Below are 24,376 nucleotides of genomic sequence, written 5' to 3'. Positions count from 1 at the left end.
ACTTTTTTTAATTTAATTTTTCCTGCTGACATAAGGCTGTCACAACCCCGGATTTTCTTTGTGGTATAAACAAAAAAATTATACCATGTCACAAATTGCTACATTCCAAAAAGAGTTGGAAAAAGAAGCGGTTACTACCCGTAAAATGTTTTCCGTTATTCCCGACGATCAATACGACTGGAAACCACATCAAAAGAGTATGACCATTAAGGTATTGGCAACTCACATCGCTGATATATTTACCTGGTTTGGTATGACGCTGAACACCAGCGAACTTGATTTCGCCACGAACCCGTACCAGCCCGAAAATGTTGACAACACAGCGGAGTTGCTGTCCTTGTTCGAAAAAAACCTTGTTCAGGCAAGAACCGCATTAGCCAATGGAAAAGATGAACAGCTGAATGAAATCTGGACCCTGCGCAATGGGGAAGAGATTTGGGTAAAAGATCCAAAGGGAGAGGTAATTAGAATGTGTTTTTCGCAGATCATTCATCACCGGGCGCAACTGGGTGTTTATCTCCGGTTACTAAATATTCCCATTCCGGGAAGTTATGGGCCCAGTGCGGATGAAATGGGTTTATAGCGAATGCAGGCGTTACCAATGACAAACGGCTGAAAAAAATTCAGCCGCTTGTCATTTATTGTCAGGTTTTCCACTAACATTATTTCAGTAAAATCACCGGTAACTGCTTTTCAAAAAGCGCGGTAAATTCCTGGCTGGTTAAAATACGTCCCTGCTTTTGTGCATCGTTGGCAACGCTGTAACCCCATTGTGCGGAAGCCATTCTTTGTGTTGGCGTTCCATGATGTCCATCATTGGTAACCTGGCAATCGCCGATATTAAAAAACACCTGCAAAAACAGCAGCACCCTTTTCCACTGCATAGAAGCACCACGGGCATGAGAAAGGTAATAAGCTGAATATGCATCAGCCATCAACTCAGTTCTTCTTGTTGCTTCAGGGCTGCTTACAGTACCGAATACGCCGAGCTGAAACTGAATCTGGTGGCCAAATTCATGGGCTAGTATTGCCTGCGGCGCTACGTCTCCATAACCTGTCGCAGTAAAGTCCTGCATAATGCCATCTCCCATCACAATTTTGGCGGGTATTATTCCATAGGGAGAAAAAGTAAAAGCATTTTGCGCAAATGAATTAAACGTAAAAATCGGATGGTTGCCGTTTTGATATTGAGGTACATCTTTCAACAATAATATAATCAGGTCTGCAGTATATGCTGCTGTTACCTGGCTGTCGCCATAAAGAATCATATCAATCCTGATCAATTTATCCCGGTTCAGCAACATACTTCCGTGCATTCCCACCAACACAATATTGTTTGATTGAATATTCCAAAAGCGTTTCAGGTCTTTAAAAGTCTTTGCCATTATTTGGGTGTATTCTCCTTTCACGCCAAAATATTGTGTGGCTGCGGTATTTTCAAATAACAGCGCATCGTAGGTAGGAAAATCAAGCATACCAGTCGCCAGCGCAAAGTAAATAATATCGCTGTTCCAGTCTGCCAGCTGGCTGGCCAGTAACTGATTTAATGGCGTATTATCATTACAGCTTGCTGGAGAGCTTGCACTCAAAGCCCGTTGTACCATGGCCCGGTATTCAGGATGCATTTTTAATAATAATGCAGTATTTTTTTGCACCCGTTTTTCATAGCCTGCGGGCATAGATGCACGTAATTTGGTGAGCTTTAGCTGTAAATCTGCAGATATCAATGCTGGTTGCTTTGATAAAGTACTTTCGCTTTGTAAGTTGGGATTGTTGCTGGTACCAATTTCTTTTGTGCAGCTGGTAATTATGAAGGCGCACAAAACAATGGTTGTTGAAATCAGTTTAAAATTTTTCATCTTTTGGGGTTGATTTTTTAATCTAGCTTGTAAATAAGTTTCTGGATAATATAATATGTTGCACGGAAATTTATGAAAAGACAGGGGGCATGAGCAGTGATATTTTTAAAAAATTGGGTAATAAAATTTACTGGCTTTGATAATTTTACAATCATCAAACTTTGATCCCATTTAGGATTATTTATCAGGTGTGCAAGCTTATTTTGATTTTGCTTTGTAACTAGGCTACTTTCCTGAGTTACCGCTTTTTTTAGCGTTGAGTCTGTACTGGTGAGAGTAAATAATTGCTCACAGATTATAAGGCATTGTACAAATAAGTCCCGTATTGGGAAACCTCTTGCTCTAGCCTATTTAGAAGGATTGAAGAAAGTAAAAATGGCAATGCGCAGTTTGGTTTACAACAACCGTGTTTACGTAGAATAACAAATTAGTAATAAGGATTGACTATAACTATATGTTTAATACAAATTAAAACATTGCAGTAATGGGTACCAATTAAAAGCGGCCGGTAATTACCAGCCGCATAAAAATAAAAGATGTATTCGATACAAATGCGGATAATTTATTCTTTACTTCTGTCAAGTTCCCAGTCATCTGTTCTGAAAGGATTTACCGGCAATCCTTCCTTGCTGAATAAGTTGCCCATGGCTGCATTGCTGAACGAAAACCTGACTGCCACCGGTTGTGGCACTTTAGAGTTTGTTACAATCAATTTGTCTTTATCAATTTTTGCAGTAGCAGGTACAAATATTTTATCGGATCCGGCAATGTATACTTCGGTAATATTTTTACCAGTTGTCATAAGGCCATTGGGCGCATTGTCAAATGATATCACGACTTTATTTTTTTGCACTTCCATACTTTTATACATAGGGCTTTTAAACAGTAAGCCATCCTTATGGTAAATTTGTGCCAGTGCCCAGTTGGCAAGGCGTTCGCCTACCAGCCGTTTACCTTTTGGATGAATATCTTTTACATTGTCAACCAAATCAGTGATCACAGCCATACCAACATTGGGAAATGTCATGGCCTTTGTCTGCTGCTCTCTTATTACAGAGGAGATAAATTTATTTTCGTAAGTGAAGGGGGCAATCTGGACATAATAAAATGGCAGTTCCTTGCTCCATGCTTTGCGCCAGCTGCCAATCATAGTAGTTAATAGTTTACCGTATGTGTCTGGCGCAATGGTATTGCCTTCGCCCTGGTACCAGATGGCACCGGCAATATTGTAATTGGTAACAGGTGCAATCATACCGTTAAATGCAGCACCTGGTAAGTACGGCCACCAGTCGTATGGTTGTTGTTTTGCGGCGGCATTTTTTAATTCCGGATCATTGTTAATTGCTCCTGTCTCCGTCCATGTTTCTGCCGGTGTGCCGCCCCAGTTGGTGCTGATCAACCCAACAGGTACGTTCATATCTGTATTCAGTTTTTTACCAAAGAAGTAGGCCACGGCGCTAAACACTTTCAGCGTATTGGAGTCGCATGCAACCCATTCGCCACCACAATTATCCTGCGGATATTGAGAGGTAGTTTTTGGAATGGTGAAGAACCTGATATTGCTGTTGGCACAATTGGGTAACGCTGCTTTAATATCCGGTATACCGCCCCAGCCATCATTCATCTCCATATTTGACTGGCCGGAACAAACCCACACTTCCCCAATCAGCACATTGTTCAGCACAATGGTATTCTGACCTTTTAAAGTTATAGTATAAGGCCCGCCGGCAGCAGGCGTTTTTACGCTCAGTGACCAAACGGCGTCCCGGGTAGCGATAACGCTGTCTGTTTTGTTATCCCAGGATGTGGTAACAAATATCTTTTCAGCTGGACCGGCCCAGCCCCATAATTTTACAGCCGATTGCTGCTGCAATACCATATTATTATTGATTACGTTCGGCAAGCGTATATTGGCTTTTAACGCCTGGGTAAAGAAAAGCGCAGTAACAATGGCAAAACATTTTTTCATGAGAAATTATTAAGTGTTAGTTGTTTGTATTGGAGTTTAAATGTACGAACCATTTACTTAAATTTTAATGACCAATTCTACGCTTTTGACCGTTATTGGTTACAATGGTCAGTATTGCTATACGCTCAACGTACCTGATGAACAAACTTGCACTTTGCCAGGCAGTATCAGTTTACCAGTTTATCCCGGCAAAGTAAAAATTTACTTTAAAAATGCAGCCCGCTTTCTCACACCATTAAAAAATCCTCTCTTTAAACTTTATTCATCAAATAATTTATATTGCGGCATGCATAAAAAAATACTACTGCTCGGAAGTGGCGAATTGGGTAAAGAACTGGTGATTGCATTAAAGCGCCTGGGCCAAACCGTTATTGCAGTTGACAGCTACGCCGGTGCGCCTGCCATGCAGGTAGCAGATGATTATGAAGTAGCAGATATGCTGGACGGAACGCAACTGGATGCAGTTGTGGCCAAGCATCAGCCCCACTTAATTGTGCCGGAAATTGAAGCCATCCGTACAGAACGTTTATATACCTACGAACAGCAGCAGATACAAGTTGTGCCCAGCGCAAGGGCAGCCAACTTTACCATGAACCGGAAGCTGATTCGTGATTTGGCAAGTAAAGACCTGGGGTTGAAAACAGCCGCCTATTTTTATGCAACCAGCTTCGCTGAATTTACAAAAGCCGTACAGGTAATCGGGCTGCCATGTGTTGTAAAACCCCTGATGTCTTCAAGCGGCAAGGGACAATCTGTTTTAAAAAACCCGGAAGATCAGCAACAGGTTTGGGACTATGCCATTACCAATTCAAGAGGCGATGTACAGGAAGTAATTATTGAGGAATTTATTTTGTTTCACACCGAAATTACTTTGCTAACCGTTACCCAAAAAAATGGAGTTACCTTATTTTGTCCGCCGATAGGGCACCGGCAGGAACGGGGCGATTACCAGGAAAGCTGGCAACCGGTTGCCATCAGCGAAAAAGATTATACCGATGCCTGCGACATGGCCAAAAAAGTTACCGCTGCATTAACGGGCGCCGGCATTTGGGGAGTTGAATTTTTTCTTACAGATAAAGGTGTATATTTTTCTGAACTAAGTCCGCGGCCACATGATACCGGCATGGTTACACTGGCAGGCACACAAAATTTATCGCAGTTTGAATTACACGCAAGAGCTATACTGGGCTTACCAATTCCTTCTATACTACTGGAACGGGCCGGGGCAAGCGCCGTGGTACTGGCCAATAAAGCTGCTGCCAGTTTTACCATTTCCGGAATGGAGAAAGCTCTGCAACTGGATGGCACAGATATACGCATTTTTGGTAAGCCAACCACCCGCCCTTACCGCAGAATGGCCGTTGCCCTGGCGTATGGTGAACCGGATTCAGATATAAATGAGCTCCGTAAAAAAGCGAAAGCCGCAGCCGATTGTATTATCATAGAATAACGCTGTTTCTTTCATTTGCAATCAATCACTTTTGTCCTGCGTCTCAATATTCAGTAATGCTCAAGAGGCGAACCAGAAAAACACATCCTTATAGTAGCAGGAAGAAAGTAAAAATAATTGTTGCCTGTTTTGCATAATACAATGACTGGCTAAAAATTAAATACTGTTTTAACATTTATAAAGCTCAAGCTCAAAAAAATTATGATTGCACTGTTACTTATTACCGTATTTATACTGGGATACATTGCCATCGCATTTGAGCATGTGATAAAACTGAATAAAGCCGCCAGTGCTTTAATAACGGGCGTGCTTTGCTGGACAATCTACATTGTACAAAGCGATGCACCACAACAGGTAAGCGAACAGTTATTGCACCACCTGGGCGAAATCGCGTCTATCTTATTTTTTTTATTAGGTGCCATGACGATTGTGGAATTGATTGACTCGCATAATGGCTTTGATATCATCACCGAAAAAATAACTACCAGCAGCAAAAGTAGCCTGCTACTAATTGTAACAGCCATTACATTTTTTCTTTCTTCCTTACTTGATAATTTAACTACGGCAATTGTGATGGCTTCTTTGTGTTCAAAAATCCTGAGCGATAAAGAAGATAAATTATGGTTTTGCGGAATGATTGTTATAGCAGCCAATGCCGGCGGCGCATGGTCGCCTTTGGGAGATGTTACTACTACCATGCTGTGGATTGGCGGTCAAATAACAGCGCTCAACATTATGAAGCAACTGATATTGCCCGGCATAGCCGTGTGTATTTTTCCTTCGTTGATTATTGCGGCCCGTTTCAAAGGAAAAAAACTGGATACTATTTTATTGCCTGCGACAACTGAAAAGGAAAAAAAAGAGGGTCAGGTTATTCTTTTTGCCGGCATTGGATTTTTAGTTTTTGTACCGGCTTTTAAAACACTTACACATTTACCACCTTTTATGGGAATGTTGCTGGCGCTGGGTTTGATGTGGTTGATTACCTCCTTTATTCACAAAGGTAAAGAGCCGGAACTGGCAGAAAAATATACCGTAACAAAAGCGTTACAAAAAGTGGATACGCCCAGTGTGTTGTTCTTCCTCGGCATTCTGCTGGCTGTGGCAGCTTTACAATCTTTTGGATTATTAAAAGAACTGGCGGGCGCCTTAAGCCACACGCTAAAAAATGATTATTTAATCGGTACAACACTGGGGTTGTTATCAGCACTGGTGGACAATGTTCCGCTGGTGGCTGCATCGCAGGGCATGTATGATTTATCAACCTATCCAACTGACCATCCTTTTTGGGAATTTCTTGCGCTCACGACAGGAACAGGTGGCAGTGCCATTATCATCGGTTCTGCCGCAGGCGTGGCCGTAATGGGAATTGAAAATATTGATTTTATCTGGTACCTGAAAAAAATAAGCTGGCTGGCGTTGATTGGATTTGCTGCCGGTATTGGAGTATTTCTTTTGCAATTGGAGTTTTGAAAATCAACCGCTAAACAGCCTGCTTTTTAGGAATGGAAAATGTAAAATTGGCACCTTTGCCCAATTCAGATTCTACCCTGATTTTACCTCCATACAATTCAACAATTTTTTTACAGGTAGCCAGGCCAATACCTGTTCCGGTGAACTTATCCTGTGTAACCAGCCGCTGGAACATGATAAAAATTCTTTCTGAATCTTTGGGATCTATGCCAATCCCGTTGTCTTGTACACTGATGGTAGTTTCGGTTGCCGTTTCAGTCCCTGATATCCTGATGACCTGTCTTTCATCGCTTGCATATTTTAATGCATTGCCAATTAAGTTTTGCATCAGTTGCAGCATGTCGTTTTTTCCAGCTCGTATAACCGGCAATTTTTCAACATCAATTTCTCTTTCTGTTTGATTGCCGTCGCTGATGAATGTATATAGCACTTCTTTTACTACAACGTTCATGTCCACATCGGTCACCGTTTCCGGCTCTTTTGCAATCAGCGCATATTTTAAAAGATTATTGATCAGCGTTTTCATCCGCTCCGCCCCATCTACAGCAAACTGGATATATTTTTTTCCGGTTTCGTCAACAATATTTTCGTACTTTTTTTCAAATAATTTAATGAAGCCGCTTACCATGCGCAGTGGTTCCTGTAAGTCGTGCGAGGCCACATAGGCAAAGCTTTCCAGCTCGGCATTTTTATTGATTAAAGCAGCGGTTTTCGCTTCCAAACTGGCATTGAGTGCAATTAAATGCGCTTCATTTTCTTTTAATTTTCTGCGGGTAATTATCTGTTCCGTGAAATTATCGAACGTACATATCACATGATCCAACTTGCCTGTGGCATCAAATTCCGGTTCTGCATTTACCAACAACCAAACCCTGTCTTTTTTTAAAGGCCGGTAGACACCCATGATAATATCTTTAACAGATTTACCGGAGGCAATAGTTGCTGGCACGGGGTGAGTATGACCGGGAAACGGTGAACCATCTTCATGAATAACATTCCAGTCAGGATCGAAGGATGTTTTGCCCAACAACTGTTCTTCTGTTAATCCCAACAGTTCCAAAGCTGCATTATTTGAAATAAGGATGGATGCATCAGGAGCTTGTTTTAAAACACCTACGGGAAGATTTTCAATCAAATTTTTGAATTGTTTCCAACCATCCTGCGATACACTTGCAAGTTTAACCGGAGCATCAACAAGTTGCTGTTGATTAATTTCAATGAGACTGATGTATACATAGTCAGTACCATTATTGCCTGCTAAAATTTGTGCTGAGGTTTTACCATTAAAAAGTTCGCCGTTTTTGCGGATGAAAGGCAGTGTTTCTATAGGACTTCCGTATTTGACCTCACCGGATATCAAATTGCTGCCACAGCCTGGTGCCAGCAGATCAGCTATCATAAGCGAACCGAATTCTACTTCACTATAACCAAATAATATTTTTGCTGCGGTGTTTGCAGTTACAATTTTACCGCTGGTTAGAGAAACAACAGTTGCTGCTACCTTACTTTCAAAAGCCAGCTTAAGCAGCGAATCGTAAGGAAGAAAATCCTCCGCCTTTCCGAAGTGATTCATTGAATTAAAATTGATAATTGAGGAAGATTTGTTTAACAGAGGTCCGGTAACATGTATAAAACTACAACATTAGTATAATTACTAATCCTGATAAATATCAGTATTTACAGTATTTCGCTTTAATAGTAATTCTTCTACCCGTTAAATCTTTTTCTGGCTAATCTCTTCAGCAATACTGTCAGTCAACCGAAGCTTCCTTCTACAGATTTTATCCGATTCTGTTTTAGACAGGCTGACATAGCAATTTTATTGAGGCTGTTAATGAAAAATTTAAAAATGCCGGTTACATTTTGCTAACCGGCGCTTACCAACCCTAGCTACAAGTGTGCTGCTTGTGCTATTGATTTAGTTATCTGTGAAAAAACCATGTTACCAACTAACTAATAAAACCCACATGGTTGATTTTTTAAAAACAAAATTTAATTATTTAAACCTTTATCCAGGGGCTGCTTTATTGCTAATCCTGCTATTGAATGCTGCAGCTCTTTATTCCCAGCAATTGCCTGATGATAAAAAAAATAACGGGCGCTTAAATACTACTGCTTTATTGAAATGCGTCACTACCAATAACGACGACCTGTTTGGATCCCGGCTGGCCTTTATAGAAAACGTGGGTCAGTACGGTGAAACAATGAATCAGCACCAGCAAATGGGCACAATAAAATATGGTTACGAAGGATGGGGTATGCCGGTATTATTTACAACAAAGGGGCTTATTTATTTACAAAGAAAGCTGGAAGGCCCGTCTGAACTGGAAAGAGAAAAGGAGGAAGCCAGGGAACGCAGGAAACATAAAAAAATCCATGCCGAAGAAGAAATTGAAGAGCAGGAAGTGATTGATAAAGCAATTACCATGCAGTGGCTGAATGCCAACCCCAATCCACAGATAATAGCAGAAGATATCGCACCCGGATATCATACTTATGGCAGCGTACAGCAAAAAGCCAGGGGCTTTAGAAAAATTACTTACCGGGATCTGTATCCCGGCATTGATATAATCTATTCTTTTATTGCCTCCAGAAAGCCGGGCTTTGAGTACAGTCTTGTTGTAAAACCCGGAGCCAATCTCAGCGCTGTAAAGATGAAGTACGGCGGCGATGTTACCAGCACCTGGCTTAAAAACAATGGCAGTCTTGTTATCAAATCACCCATTAATGGCATTATTGAAACAGCGCCTGTTTGCTTTTACCAAAACAATACTACTCAAAAAATTATAGCTGGTTTTACAGTAAATGAAAATGAAATCAGCTTTTCTTTTCCTGAAGGATATGATAATTCAAAGACGTTGGTAATAGATCCTTTTGTAACCACCACCGCCAATCTTACTGGCTTAAACGCCGGCAAAGCAAAAGATGTGGACTTTGATTATACAGGCAATATGTATGTAACCGGTGGAGGAAATTCCAACGTTCACCAACTGGCGAAATTCAATGCAGCCGGTGTTTTACAATGGACTTTTAATGGCAGTCTCGCCATTCCGTCATGGACCTTCGGAACTTACTGGGGTGGGTGGATGGTAGAAAAGCCAACGGGCAATATCTACCTGGGCCAGGGCTTTAATCCTTCAACTGGTTTCCAGGTGATACGGGTAAGCACAACGGGTTTGTATGATAATTACATCACCGCTGCCAATCCCAATTTCAGGGAAGCCTGGAAAATATTGTGGAGCTGTAACAATGGCTCCCCGCAAATTTTAGTTGCGGGCGGCGGTACTAACTCCAATATCAACTTCGGCGTATTTGCTCCGCCATCCACAGCAATTGGTGCATTGAATGTAACCGGTATTCCCTATACAGGAAGTGCCGGCTGGGCGCAGGATATTGTTGACTTCGTGATCGATCCTTCCAACAACGACATGTATACCATTTACGGATCACTGTTTGGTAACCCCTCCTTAACAAATAAAATTTATAAAAACACCGCTCCCTATAGCGGCGCATCAGTTGCCTGGAATGTTGCTTCTGGTTTTACAGCAGTTGAGGAAATTGCCAACCGCCCGTATTTGCTGGGTGGCCAGATTGATAACTCGGCCAACATCTTTGCCATCAACAGTGCTTATCTTTTTTATTGGGATGGAAAAAATTTAAAAGCGTTTGATAAAGCCACCGGAAATGGGGTGGGTACGCCTTTGATCACTGCCAATACAACGCTGATGCAGGGCGGTATTGTAGCTGATGCCTGCAACAATATTTTTGTGGGTGATGGCAACGGAGTAATAAAAGTGTATAAATTTAATGGTGCCGTATTTGATGATGCAGGGGCACCAGATATCGCCATCCCGGGGTTTAACGGAAAAGCAGTTTATGACCTGGCTTATGATGAATCAAAAAAAATATTGTATGCCAGTGGCGATGGTTTTGTCGCTTCTTTTGATATTGCGGCCTACTGCCCTTCCACACGATATTCGTTGAATGTTTCACCAAACTGTTTAACTGCAAGCGCTAGCGTAATAGTAAGTCCAGCGCCACCGGCTGGGTCAACAGTTACTTATGTACTCTCTGCTGGTGGCACCCAAATCGCCAGCAATACTACCGGCCTGTTTACTGCACTTAATCCCAATATTACTTACACAGTAGTAGCCACTATTAACCAGGCCTGCAGTGGCTCGCAGGCCAGTACTGCTTTTATTTTTCCTGGTGCTGTTATCGCCGTTACACAAACCAATACAACCTGTGGCAACAGCACCGGAGTAATTGTGGCCACGGGTTCAGGTGCCACCGCTCCGTATACTTACAGCATTGATGGCTCGACATTTAATGCCAGCGGAAACTTTACAGCACTGGCGGCAGGCGTTTATACGATCACCGTAAAAGATGCCAGCGGATGTAAAAGCACAAGGACTGTAACCCTGTTAAATTCCAACGGGCCGGTATTGGCGTACACCAGTGCCAATGCTGATTGTGGAAGTAACAATGGTAATGTTACAGCGAATGTAACCGGTGGAACACCACCCTATCAATACAGCATTAACGGAACCACTTATCAAAGCAGCAACTTCTTTACAGGACTTGTTGGAGGTACTTATACCCTTACTGTAAAAGATGCCACCGGTTGCACCAATGCTGCAGTAATTACTATCACCAGTTCACCAAGTCCTTTAATTACAGCCATTCCTGCAGCGGCTACCTGTGGTACTGCCAACGGAACGATTACAGCTTTTGGAAGCAGCGGTACGCCACCATTGCAATACAGTATCAACGGAAATATTTTCCAGGCCGGCAATGTCTTTTCAAATTGTACTCCTGGCGCTTATACTGTAACGGTAAAAGATGCCAATGGGTGTATGCAGTCTACAACAGTTAATATTGCCAACTCGCCTGCTCCAACTGTTACCGCCGTTGCTACTGCCGCAGCCTGTGCCAACATCAACGGCACGGTTACAGCGACTGCCGCAGGTGGCATCGCACCGCTTCAATACAGCATTAATGGTATCACGTTTCAACCCGGTAATATTTTTACCGGGTTGGCGGCAGGAACGTATACCGTTACGGTAAAAGACAACACCGGATGCACCAATATAACAACCGTTACAGTAACCAGTACTTCAGGCCCGACTGTAACAGCAACATCAACTGTTTCTGCCTGTAATATTAATAACGGTACTATTACAGCCACCCCAGCCGGGGGCACAGCTCCCTACCTGTACAGCATTGACAGAATAACATTCCAGGCGGGCAATGTTTTCACAGGCGTTGGTGGTGGCAATTATGCAGTGTATGTAAAAGATGCTGCCGGATGCATCAGTACCGCGATTATTGTTGTCGGCAACACGGCAGGCGCAACAGTTAATGCAGCAACAACCGCGACCGCTTGCAATTCAAATACGGGAACTATCACTACTACCGCAACGGGCGGTACAGCCCCACTGCAATACAGTCTCGACGATATTACTTACCAGGCTGGCAATGTCTATACTGGCCTTGCAACCGGTAGCTATACAGTTTATGTAAAGGATGCCAATGGATGTATTAAAACAACAACTGTTGATGTTGCCAACTTGTCCGGATTGTCGCTAAAAGCCAGTTCGGTTTCATCTTCCTGCAGCAGCAGTAATGGAACCATCAACGCAACAGCTAAAGGCGGCGTTCCGCCGCTGCAATACAGCATCAATGGAACGGTATACCAATCTTCAACTATTTTTACAGGTGTAGCACCGGGAATTTATACAGTCTATGTAAAAGATGCAAATAGTTGCGTTGTTACCAGTAAAGTGACAGTGACTTCTGCCTCAGGTCTTTTATTAACTGTATCAGTTGAGCAAAACGCCACTTGTGGGAGTGCCAATGGTGTAGCAAGGGCAAATGGCTCAGGCGGTGTGGCACCATTAACCTATAATATTGACGGCGGCGCATTTCAGCCTCATGGTGTTTTTATAAATGTAGCACCTGGCACACACAACATTATTGCAAAAGATGCAACCGGATGCAGCATAGCGGGAACAGTCACCGTTACAGATAATGGAACAGGAACGGCACCTACCGATGTAACATTCACTATCAGGGATGCCCTGGATTGTACCGGTGGTTTAGGCAGAATTAAAAATATAAAAGGCCTGCCCAACGGCGGGGGGGAAGGTGGAGGTGGCGGCGGTGGCGGAGGAGGAGGTGGTGGCACCTCTTACGAATTTAGTTTAGACGGCGGCGCCTTTACAAGTGCTAACCAGTTTAAAGATGTACCTGCCGGTGTGCATACAGTTACCGCAAGACTTGCAGGCAGCACCTGTACGGTAACAAGAATTGCCATTGTGGGAAAGGCGGCACCTGCTACAGCAACAGCCACGTCAACAGCTGCTGCATGCAATACTACCAGCGGATCAATTACAGTGACAGGGGTTGGGGTAAACACACCCTATCATGCCAGCATCGATAATGGTGTTACCTACCAAACCTTTGCGGCTACATTCACATTTGGCAGCCTTGCACCTGGTACATACCCTGTTATCATAGCAGATGACGCAGATTTTACAACGGGACCGCCCGACATCCCCGGGGCTTGTTTGAATACCATTTTTGTGAGTGTTCCTTCTACCAACGGGGCAGGTATAAATACAAGCCAAACCAATGCTACCTGCAATGCCAGTAACGGCAACATTACTGTAAATGGTAACGGAGGAGTTGCTCCTTACAGTTACAATATTAATGGCGGCGCTTACTTTACCAGCGGTGTATTTAATAACCTGGCACCCGGCAATTACGCTGTTGGTGTGAAAGACGCGACAGGATGTACAAATGGCGTAATGGTAACCCTGGCAGGCTTACCAGGCCCGGTAATAACTGCAAATGTTATATCCACTTCCTGTAATACCAATAACGGAACAATCACTGTTGCGGCAACAGGAGGCGTTGCTCCGTTGCAATACAGTATCAATGGAACCAGTTTTCAAAACAGCAATGTATTTACGGGTCTTGCTCCGGGAAATTATACTGTGTATGCAGCAGATGCCAACAAATGTTATGGCACGCTGGATATAACCATTGCCAATACACCAATGCCAAAAGCAACGGCTTATACAATTGCCGCAACCTGTAAAAATAATGATGGAACCATTGTTGCAGAAGGGCTGTTGGGCGAAGTGCCCTATACCTTTAGTATTGACGGAACAGTTTATCAAAGCAGCAATACATTTTCAGATTTGCCAGCTACGTTTTATACTGTTTATATAAAAGATGCAAGGGGTTGCATCACCACCACAGGGGTATCTGTTGCTAACACAATTGCGCCTGTTATTTCCGCCACAACTATTACTCCATCCAGCTGCGGCAATCCAACGGGGAGTGTTACCATCACTGCTGGTGGCGGCACAGCACCTTTGCAATATAGCATTGATGAGGTCAATTTTCAAACATCAACAGTTTTTACCGGCCTCTTACCGAAAGAATATACAATCACTGTAAAGGATGCAAATGGATGCTTAACTACAAAAATTGTTTTGGTCAGCAACACCAACGGCCCCCAGACACTTACGGCTGCAATTACTAACGAAGCCTGCGGGCTTGGCAACGGGAGCATTATTGCGACCGCAACCGGCGGTACTGCGCCATTGCAATTTTCAATTAACGGCAGCACCTACCAGGCTGAAACAACTTTCAATGGCATTGCTGCCGGCGTTTACACTCTGTCAGTAAAAGACGCCAACGGTTGTATAAAAACATTGCCGGTTCCAATAATCAATCTGCCAGCACCCGGCCTGATATTGACTACATCGCCGGCTTCCTGCGGTTTAAATGATGGAACTATTACTGCTGAGGCTACTGGCGGAACGGGCGTGCCTGGCTATAGCAAAGACGGTGTGACTTTTCAAACAAGCAATGTCTTTCTGGGACTGGCCGCAGGTGCCTATACAATTACAGTAAAAGATACCCGGAACTGTACAGCAACTGCAAATATAACGGTAGCTACAATAGAGTCAACCGTTACCCCGACATTTGCGCCAGTTTCTCCAATTTGTTCAGGAGCATTATTGAGTCCGTTGCCAACAACTTCTTTAAATGGAATTACTGGATCATGGTCACCGGCACTGAATAATTCCACAACCACTATCTATACATTTACACCATCGGCAGGGCAATGCGCATCATCTGTCTCGTTGACAATTACGGTTAATCCAGCCCTTGTGCCAACGTTCAACTCCTTAGCATCAATTTGTGCAGGTACAGCACTGGCACCATTACCAACAACTTCACTAAATGCAATTACTGGTACATGGTCACCCACTTTGAATAATACCGCTACAACTGTTTACACTTTTACGCCAACAGCAGGACAATGTGCTTCACCGGCAGCATTGACTGTTACAGTTAATCCTGCGGTAACACCAACTTTCAACGCAGTAGGGCCAATCTGTTCCGGATCTGCTTTATCACCATTGCCAATTACTTCTCTAAATGGAATTACAGGCTCATGGTCACCTGCTTTGAATAATACGACCACTACTATTTACACCTTTACACCAGCAGCAGGGCAATGTGCAGCACCTGCAACATTGACTATTACAGTCAATCCTGCGGTTATTCCAACGTTTAGCGCAGTAGCGCCCATTTGTTCCGGAGCTGCGTTGTCACCATTGCCGACAACATCTTTAAATGGAATTAATGGCTCATGGTCACCTGCGTTAAATAATGCGTTCACTACAACTTATACTTTTACACCAGCAGCAGGGCAATGTGCAGCAGCATCATCGTTAACAATTACAGTAAATCCTGCAATCATTCCTGTATTTAATCTGGTAACACCAATATGTGCAGGCAGCACATTATCTCCTTTGCCAACAACATCATTAAACGGTATCACCGGCACATGGACTCCTGCATTAAATAATGTCTCCACTACTACCTATACTTTTAAACCAACTGCTGGTCAATGTGCTAAAACAACAACTTTAACCATCTTTGTTACCCCAGTTGAAACGGCCACTGTCAATTGTGGCATTTCGACTGTTTCGTCAACCACATTCACATGGGCAGCAGTGAATGGTGCAACAGGCTACGCTGTTTCCTACAAGGTAAATGCCGGTACTTCAGTCAACGTTGGCGCCATTGGCAATGTGTTATCCTACTCAGTAACGGGTCTATCTGCGGGAGGCAATGTAACCATTACAGTTACTCCTACTGGCAATGGGGCCTCCTGCTTTGCCAGTACTACCGCTACCTGTACTGCTGTTTCGTGCATACCGCCTACTGCAAAAATCAGTTATTCAACTCCATTTTGCCTGGACGAGTTAAACCCACAACCCGTTACCCTGACAGGCACGGGAACATTTGCAACCGGCAGTTACACAGCACCAACAGGGTTATCGCTGAATGGAAGCACGGGTTCTATCATACCTTCAGGCAGTACACCCGGAACATATATTGTTACATATACCGTTCCGGCATCCGGAGGATGTACCGGGGTTATCGCTACAACATCTGTAACCATTACCAGTTTAATTGTACCAACTTTTAATGCAGTTGCGGCTGTTTGTAAAGGAGCATCCCTGGCGGCTTTGCCAGCAACATCTTTAAATGGCATTACTGGTAACTGGTCCCCGGTGTTGAACAACTCCGCAACAACTACCTATACTTTTACACCAACTGCCGGGCAGTGTGCTTCAAAGGCAACGTTAACCATTGCCGTTAACTCTGCTATAATACCAACATTTGCACCAGTGGCAGCTGTATGTGCCGGTACCCCGCTATCGCCATTACCGACAACTTCACTGGAAGGTATTACCGGAAGCTGGGCGCCCGCTTTAGATAACAGCGCTACCACAACATATACATTTACCCCGGCAGCAGGACAATGCGCTTCAACAGCTACCCTAACAATTACAGTCAATGCATTACCGGCTGCACCAACTGTTACCGTTACACAACCAACCTGTAATGTGGCTACCGGAACCATTGCAGTCACATCGGCTACTACAGGCCTTGTGTTTAGTTTGGATGGAGGTATTTTTACAACATATCCTTCGGGAGGTTATACCAGAGTTGGTGCGGGAGCACATTTGTTAACGGCCCAAAATACAACTGGTTGCAGTTCTGTTGCCACCAGTGTAATAGTTACAGCTGGGCCGGTTCCGATTTCGGCAATTGCATCCGTTGTAACCAATGCGACCTGTGGTAAGAGTAATGGCTCAATCACACTTGGAACTATTACCGGTGGAATTGTGCCGTATACTTACTCACTGGATGGTAGCCCATTTTCGACCTTACTGAATTACGTGAATCTAGCTGCAGGAAGTCATACCCTGATTGTACAGGATGTTAATTTATGCAGTTTTTCAACCAGCATAACAATTGGTAATACCAACGGGCCTGTAGTGACAGCTACCACAACAAAAGCAAGCTGTGGAAATGCAAACGGCAACATCGCTGCAACAGGCTCTGGTGGCATAGCCCCTTTACAATATTCAATTGATGGAATTAATTTTCAAACGTCCAATATCTTCAATGCCCTTGCGGCAAATAATTACATTGTTTATGTAAAGGATGCAAATGGATGCAGCAATACAACAACAGTGACAATCGCCGGCACAAACGGGCCATCCATTACAGCAACTGCTACAACAGCCAATTGCGGTAACGCAAACGGAATAATTAATGCAGCAGTAACTGGGGGCACGCCGCCTTTTAAATATTCAATCGATGGAACCAATTTTCAGGCAAACAATATTTTCAATTCACTGGCAGCTAATAATTATACAATTACTGTAAAAGATGTAAATGGCTGCACCAGCACTGCAACTGTAATTGTGGCAAACACCAATGCTCCCGGCATATCAGCAATTGCTACCGCCGCCACTTGCGGCAAAACAAATGGCAGCATAACGGCTACGGCCAGTGGAGGAACGGCGCCTTATGGTTATGCGATTGATGGTATTAATTTTCAGCAGGGCAATACTTTTTCGGGATTAATTGCAGCCTCATATACTATCACCATTAAAGACAAAAACGGATGTATTGCCACAAGCACTGTCAGCGTAAGCAGTATAGCTGGCGCTACTGTTACGGCAACTTCCACCACAGCAACCTGCAATACCGCCAATGGATCAATTACTGCTGTTGGTACCGGCGGCACAAGGCCATACCTGTATTCCATTGACGGCAACAATTACCAGGAGAATAATGTTTTTGCCAACCTCGGAGCAAGTACTTACACCATTTCGATTAAAGATGCAAATGCATGTATCAATACGGTTCAGGTTACAGTAAATTCTTCCGGGCCTTCCCTTACTGCCGCTGCTGGTGCTGCATCCTGCACCAATAATGATGGCAGCATTACCATTACCGCCAGCGGTGCATCAACACCGCTTTACAGCATTGATGGAACGAACTATCAGAACAGCAATATATTTACAAATCTCGCTACGGGAAATTATACGGCTTATGTAAAAGATGCAGGGAGCTGTATTGCAACAAGGAATATCAATGTTCCATTAAAAAATACTTTGCAGCTCAATGCAGGTGCTGATATAACAATCTGTGAAGGAGATTCTACCAAACTAAATGCAGTCAGCAATGGTGTCAGTTTTACATGGTCGCCAACAAGCAGCATCAGCGATAATGCATTTCTTCAGCCCATGGTATCACCAGTTACAACAACTACTTATACTATTAAAGCGACTACCGGAGTTTGCACTAAAACTGATGAGGTTGAAGTAATCGTAAACAAAGCGCCCATTGCCGACGCGGGAAAAGATACAGTCACCTGTTTTGGAAAAAATATCACCTTGCATGCAACCGGCGGAACTGTTTATCAATGGACACCTGGTGTATTTCTTTCCGGTACCGCTATTGCCAATCCGGTTGTGATCAAACCAACACACAGTCAGCAGTATGTATTGACTGTGTCGGGTACTAACGGCTGCCGTTCGCTTAAAGCTGATACAGTTTTGGTTACAGTCACTCCACCGGCAACCATATTTGCAGGCAATGATACTTCTATCGCAATCAATCAACCTTTGCAGCTGGATGCTGTTGATACAAATAATTTTGGCTTCAGCAACTATCAATGGTCGCCTTCATTTGGACTGAATAACCTCTTTATAAAAAACCCCATTGCCATTATTGACAGAGATGTTACATATATCGTCACTGCGACTACCGCCGCAGGTTGCACTGCAAAAGATGATATCAGGGTAAGGGTTTACCAGGGACCGGAAATTTATGTACCCAATGCATTTACGCCCAACAATGATGCAAAGAATGATGTATTCAAACCCATTTTGATTGGTATAAAAGAATTAAAATATTTTGCGGTATTCAGTCGCTGGGGTCAGTTGGTTTTTAAAACATCGGAAGCTAACAAAGGCTGGGACGGCACACTAAACGGTATAAGGCAAAATCCCGGCGCCTTTGTATGGACGGTTGAAGGAGTAGATTTTAACGGCCATGCTATCAGCAAAAAAGGGACTGTAGTTTTGGTCAGGTAAATCTACTGCTATTTTATTTTCAGCAAGGCATATGTATCATTTTTAATGACCAACAATCTTAATAAGATTTGTTGAAAGAACGGGAATTTCTGGCTGCACTTAAATAATTTTCTGTTAATTGATTTGCTGTACTCTATTAATTGCTACCTTTTCAATCCCGATTTTCACAGTTAATAAAATACTTAAACAAACAAATCATGCCACAAAAGAAAATTTTGCTGAATGAGTCTGAGATGCCTACCCACTGGTACAATATCGTTGCAGATATGCCCAACAAACCTTTACCACCACTGCATCCCGGCACCAAACAACCTGTTGGACCTGATGATCTGGCACCCATTTTTCCGATGGACCTGATCATGCAGGAAGTGAGTACCGAGCGCTACATTGAAATACCCGACCAGGTGCAGGAAATATATAAAATATGGCGTCCAACACCGATGATGCGGGCTTACGGTCTTGAAAAATTATTGGACACACCTGCTAAAATTTATTATAAATACGAAGGCACGAGCCCCAGCGGATCGCACAAGCCCAATACGGCTGTACCACAGGCTTACTATAATATGAAGGCGGGTGTTAAACGGCTTACCACAGAAACAGGAGCAGGCCAATGGGGTACTGCATTGAGTTTTGCCTGTCAGCAATTTGGCCTGGGATGCGAAGTGTATATGGTGCGTATCAGCTACGATCAAAAGCCCTACCGCAAGTTTATGATGAACACATTTGGTGCGGAAGTTTTTGCATCGCCAAGCGATCATACACAGGCAGGCAGAAACATTCTGGCACAGGATCCTGCGTCTTCAGGAAGTTTGGGCATCGCTATTTCAGAAGCCATCGAACGTGCAGTGAGTGATGAACATACCAAGTATTCTTTAGGCTCGGTATTGAACCATGTGTTAATGCACCAGACCATCATCGGGCAAGAATGTATCAAACAACTGGAATATGCAGGCGATTACCCGGACATTGTAATCGCACCACTCGGTGGCGGAAGCAACTTCGCCGGCATATCTTTTCCATTTCTTAAAAACAATATACTCGATGGTAAAAAAACAAGGTTCATTGCTGTGGAGCCTGCCAGTTGCCCTAAGTTAACCAAGGGCGTTTTTAAATACGATTTTGGTGATACTGCCGGTTACACGCCTTTGCTGCCAATGTATACGCTTGGCCATAACTTCAGGCCGGCCAGCATCCATGCCGGTGGTTTACGTTATCATGGTGCAAGTGTGTTGTGCAGCCAGTTATTGCGTGACGGTTTGATAGAAGCACAGGCATTGCAGCAGCTGGAATGTTTTGATGCCGGTGTGAAATTCGCCCGTGCTGAGGGTATCATACCTGCACCCGAAGCTACGCATGGTATTGCACAGGTAATCCGTGAAGCAGAGCAGGCCAAAAAAGAAGGCGTTTCGAAAACCATCTTATTCAATTTGTGCGGTCATGGTTTTGTTGACATGCAGGCCTATGCAGATTATTTTGAAGGTAAATTAAGCGACCACTTTTTTACGGATGAAGAACTGAAAGCAAGCCTGCCGGAAATAGAAGCATTGCAACCGGCTTAGATAACCGGCTTGGATAAAATTACACAGGGTTTCAAGCGTCGATGTTTGAAACCCTTTTTTATATAGGGACGTCTCATATAGCATCTTCGTTCCCAGAGCCTAAGCTGATAAGTAAATTTTCTTAGTAAAAAATGAATCTGTCAGCTTACTGCTTCATATATCCTCTTTCAATAAACTCCATAAAACCCAGCAATGCACCCCAGTGATAAAAGCCATCGGCATTGTACACATCATCGCCTTTGCCGGTAACTGCATTGTAGTTTTCAAATACGCCACCATTCTCTTTCCAGTTTTTCAGCAGCAGGTTTTTAGATTTGTTGATCAGGTCAGCCCTTGCATTTTTAACATCATACTGTTGCATTCCAAGATATACCAGGAAATTCATCGGTGCCCATATTCTCCCCCGCCAGTAGCTGTTGTCTTTAAAAGCACTGTCATTGCGGGCTATCGATGGCATCACGTATTCACCATAGAATTCTTCCGGGTTATAATAGTGCTCTTTAATCATCCGCTCCGCCTGTTTCGGTGTACAGGCTTTGGCGAGCATCGGGTAAAAATTTGTGGGTGACAAGCGCTCACTTTTATCACCATTATCCAGCCTTTTATTTAAAAATATGCCGGCCTTTTCATCCCACAGCGTAGCAAGCTGTTTGGTATAAAAAGCTGACCGTTTTTTTAATTCCGCAGCTTCAACGTTCTTACCCAACACGGTAGCAATTTCCATCAGGGCATTGCAATCGGCGATGTATAAACTCATCAGGCCTACATCTGCCAATTCAAGCAGGTGCTTGGTTGTATTGAAAGGCACACCATCATACATCGGTGAATTATCCAGGCCGGATTCGTATGCAGCGCTCTGCCAGTAACTTTCCGTTTGTGCGTGGGCAGTATCATTTTTATAGTAACTGCCCCAGGCAAGGTATCCTTTAACAGCCCGGTTATTGTTCCACCACCTGTTCCAGGTAAGCAACTCATCATACACTTCATTCAGGAACCATGTCTCCTTGTATTTTTTGTAGATGTTCAACACAATCATACTGCCAACAGGTGGCTCAGATCTGTCCCACGATGAAGTACGCAATAGTGAGCTATCACCGCTGGCTGCCTGGTAGCCGCTGACCGATTGAAAATTGGGTACCAGTCCTTCCGGGGTAATGGCCTTCGTCATTTCAATTGCATTGGCATAGGCCAGGTCCTTGTTGTATAAAGAAAACATGTAGCTGGCAAAATAAGTATCCCATTCAAATAATACAAACCCGCCCCATTGCTGGTTCCATAACCTGCTAACGGGTGTGATGGTCCGGTGTTGGGGTGCATCATAAATGGTATTCCACGCCAGGATGTTTTGCATGGCCTGGAACGACTCGGCCAACTCACCGTAACCATTCACTTTTTTTTGTTGTGCTTCGCGATGACTGGCAATGATGCCTTTAATGTTCGAAAGTGTCCTGGTTTTCCCTGTATAAATGCCTGTTTCGCCGTGGAGCAAAAAACTCAGGTGCGGCGCAGTTGTAAAACTATACGCATTGCTTACAGGATCAGTTGTTGCGCTTACTGTAATAGTTTTGCCGGGGAATTTACCTGTCAGTTGATTTCCCTTCATGCCTGTTTCACCTTCCCCGTTCCATAATAATCCCGCTTCTATTACCAGGTAATTTTCAGACGGTCTTGCTGGTGAAATCAGGATAATTTCATCCTCTCCATCTGTTGCTGTTTCAACAGTGATATCCATTTGCATATACTGTAACTGCAGGCTGGTATAGCTTCCATCATCCGACCTTAGTCCCGGTAAAACTTTCTCCGGGCGTTTCAAAATATCGGAAGCTTTGAGCGCATCTTTCAAAAACGCCTTGTTATCCTTTGTGCCGAAGGATACATTAATGGAGAATCCCTGCGGTAACAGCGTATGCGTTAACATACTGTTATTGTACCAGGTGTTCCATCCCTTACAAAGTTTGGCCTGCAGTTGTTGATACTCCGGTGTACGAATATTGCGGCTGGAAGTTTGGGTGTAACCGCTTGTCGCGGTAATAAGCAGTGCAACCATGACTGTGCTGAAAATTATCTTACTAACCATGCGGCTGAATTTATTTTTCCAAATGTATTCATTCAGTTGATAAAAAGTGATGTGAATGATTTTTACTGGACGTCATTTTCGGTAGGATTTTTAAGTATTACATTTTGCCTTGCAATTGATATCGTTAAACATCAGCCAACAAATCCATCTTTCGCAAAATCATCTGCATAAAAACTATTTCAAATGGTATGTAATTTGTAACCATCAAAGCATTAGAAAGTAAGTTGCCGTTAACAAACGCGGCACTTGCACAACCGTGGAAAAGGATATAAAAAATTGCATACAAACCGGCAGCATATCAACATCCCCCGATCGCCGGATCAGCGTGCTTGAAATCGTTGGTAGTTCTACCCGGGGTGGCATGGAAAACTACATAGTCAATTTTATAAAAAATCTTCCTGCAGATAAGTTCCGGATCATCTGCATTTGCCCCAACGAAAGTTGGTTTACTACTGCGTTGCGGGGGCTGGGAGTGGAAGCTGTTTTTATAACACCTATTGCAGATGACCCTGAATGGCGTTCAATTCAAATGGTGATGGAAGTAGCCCGTTTGTACCACGTAGATATTTTGCATGCGCATATGCCCAAATCACACGTGCTCGCTGGCATTGCCGGAAGCCTGTTGAATAAACCGGTTGTAGCCACGGTACATGGCATGCATGTTACCGCTTACGAACTGGGTGTGGCGCTTGCTGTAAAATCGCACCTGGTTACCAACTGCCAGGAAACGTTTATACAGGCGCTGGCGCTGGGTGTGCCTGCAGACAGAGTGAATCTCTTTCACAATGGTGTTGATATAAATGTATTTGCACCAGGCAGGCAAGGCCAAGAATTGCGTAATAGGATTGGTGTGCCAACAACAGCAACACTGGTTGGTTTTGTTGGCAGGCTTGAGCACGAAAAAGGGCCTGACCTGTTTTTGCGTGCTGCCTGGCATGTGCATGCAACTTTGCCCGGTGTTCAGTTTGTAATTGTCGGTGCCGGAAGTATGCGAAAACACCTTGTACAAATGGGTCAACAAATGGCGATGGAAAGTTGCCTGCATTTTGTCGACTGGTCTGAAGATACAGCGGACATGTACCCCGCTCTTGACCTGCTGGTCCATTCTTCCCGCAATGATGGCACTTCGCTTGTATTGATGGAAGCCATGGCCTGCGGGCGACCTGTGGTTGGCATGGCCGTGGGTGGTGTACGTGAGGTAATTGAAAATGAGCACACCGGTATGCTGGTAGAAAAAAATGACTGGGAAGCAATGGGCAACCAGATTGTCTCTTTACTTGAGCAACCAGAGTTGTTGAAGCAAATGGGTACAGCTGGCCGCCGGCGGGTGGAGGATCATTTTAATGTAGTGGAGAATACCCGCAAAACAGCTGCTCTGCTGAAACAGGTCGCCACTTCTTCCAATCTACAGTCAACGGAAAATAATTTCCAATTGACAGAAACGTTGAATGGCAATGGATCATTGAATGGCAAAAACAAATAGCCGCAGGTAATATACTTT

10 protein-coding genes are annotated in these 24,376 nt (G+C 43.8%); 6 read left to right on the top strand and 4 right to left on the bottom strand.

Translation table 11 applies throughout. The features are described from left to right. Positions 1 to 85: 85 nt before the first annotated feature. Positions 86 to 583: a DinB family protein gene (locus tag QWZ08_RS21190; RefSeq protein ID WP_290339556.1), complete on the top strand. Its 498-nt coding sequence runs from the start codon at positions 86 to 88 to the stop codon at positions 581 to 583. 79 nt (positions 584 to 662) lie between these two features. Here QWZ08_RS21190 and QWZ08_RS21185 read toward each other — a convergent pair whose 3' ends face one another. Together QWZ08_RS21185 and QWZ08_RS21180 are read right to left on the bottom strand one after the other, a co-directional pair. Next, positions 663 to 1,859: a hypothetical protein gene (locus QWZ08_RS21185; protein WP_290339555.1), complete on the bottom strand. Its 1,197-nt coding sequence runs from the start codon at positions 1,857 to 1,859 to the stop codon at positions 663 to 665. A 562-nt stretch (positions 1,860 to 2,421) separates the two neighbouring features. After that, positions 2,422 to 3,828, bottom strand: a complete 1,407-nt coding sequence (locus tag QWZ08_RS21180) for a sialate O-acetylesterase (RefSeq protein WP_290339554.1) — start codon at positions 3,826 to 3,828, stop codon at positions 2,422 to 2,424. A gap of 67 nt (positions 3,829 to 3,895) precedes the next feature. Between QWZ08_RS21180 and purT the strand changes: the two genes are divergently transcribed. Beyond that, complete coding sequence (purT, locus tag QWZ08_RS21175) at positions 3,896 to 5,278, top strand: formate-dependent phosphoribosylglycinamide formyltransferase (RefSeq protein ID WP_290339553.1); 1,383 nt, start codon at positions 3,896 to 3,898, stop codon at positions 5,276 to 5,278. Between the two features lie 201 nt (positions 5,279 to 5,479). Further along, positions 5,480 to 6,751 carry a sodium:proton antiporter NhaD gene (nhaD, locus tag QWZ08_RS21170; protein WP_290339552.1) on the top strand — a complete coding sequence of 424 codons (1,272 nt, stop codon included), beginning with the start codon at positions 5,480 to 5,482 and terminating at the stop codon, positions 6,749 to 6,751. Positions 6,752 to 6,761: 10 nt separating this feature from the next. On the opposite strand, the gene QWZ08_RS21165 is transcribed toward nhaD, so the two are convergent. Continuing rightward, positions 6,762 to 8,324: a PAS domain-containing sensor histidine kinase gene (locus QWZ08_RS21165; RefSeq protein WP_290339551.1), complete on the bottom strand. Its 1,563-nt coding sequence runs from the start codon at positions 8,322 to 8,324 to the stop codon at positions 6,762 to 6,764. 394 nt (positions 8,325 to 8,718) lie between these two features. Between QWZ08_RS21165 and QWZ08_RS21160 the strand changes: the two genes are divergently transcribed. Beyond that, positions 8,719 to 19,236 (top strand): DUF7948 domain-containing protein, encoded by a 10,518-nt coding sequence (locus QWZ08_RS21160; RefSeq protein WP_290339550.1) that lies wholly within the window; start codon positions 8,719 to 8,721, stop codon positions 19,234 to 19,236. 197 nt (positions 19,237 to 19,433) lie between these two features. Beyond that, positions 19,434 to 20,798 (top strand): TrpB-like pyridoxal phosphate-dependent enzyme, encoded by a 1,365-nt coding sequence (locus tag QWZ08_RS21155; RefSeq protein WP_290339549.1) that lies wholly within the window; start codon positions 19,434 to 19,436, stop codon positions 20,796 to 20,798. 145 nt (positions 20,799 to 20,943) lie between these two features. On the opposite strand, the gene QWZ08_RS21150 is transcribed toward QWZ08_RS21155, so the two are convergent. After that, a complete protein-coding gene (locus QWZ08_RS21150; RefSeq protein ID WP_290339548.1) occupies positions 20,944 to 22,875 on the bottom strand; it encodes an MGH1-like glycoside hydrolase domain-containing protein in 1,932 nt (643 codons plus the stop codon). Positions 22,876 to 23,131: 256 nt separating this feature from the next. Between QWZ08_RS21150 and QWZ08_RS21145 the strand changes: the two genes are divergently transcribed. Next, positions 23,132 to 24,358, top strand: a complete 1,227-nt coding sequence (locus QWZ08_RS21145; RefSeq protein ID WP_290339547.1) for a glycosyltransferase — start codon at positions 23,132 to 23,134, stop codon at positions 24,356 to 24,358. The last annotated feature ends 18 nt before the right edge of the window (positions 24,359 to 24,376 follow it).

It is taken from the genome of Ferruginibacter paludis (assembly GCF_030409685.1).
Lineage (GTDB): Bacteria > Bacteroidota > Bacteroidia > Chitinophagales > Chitinophagaceae > Ferruginibacter > Ferruginibacter paludis.
Note: the sequence above shows the minus strand (reverse complement) of the source record. Positions and strands in the feature narration are given on the sequence as shown.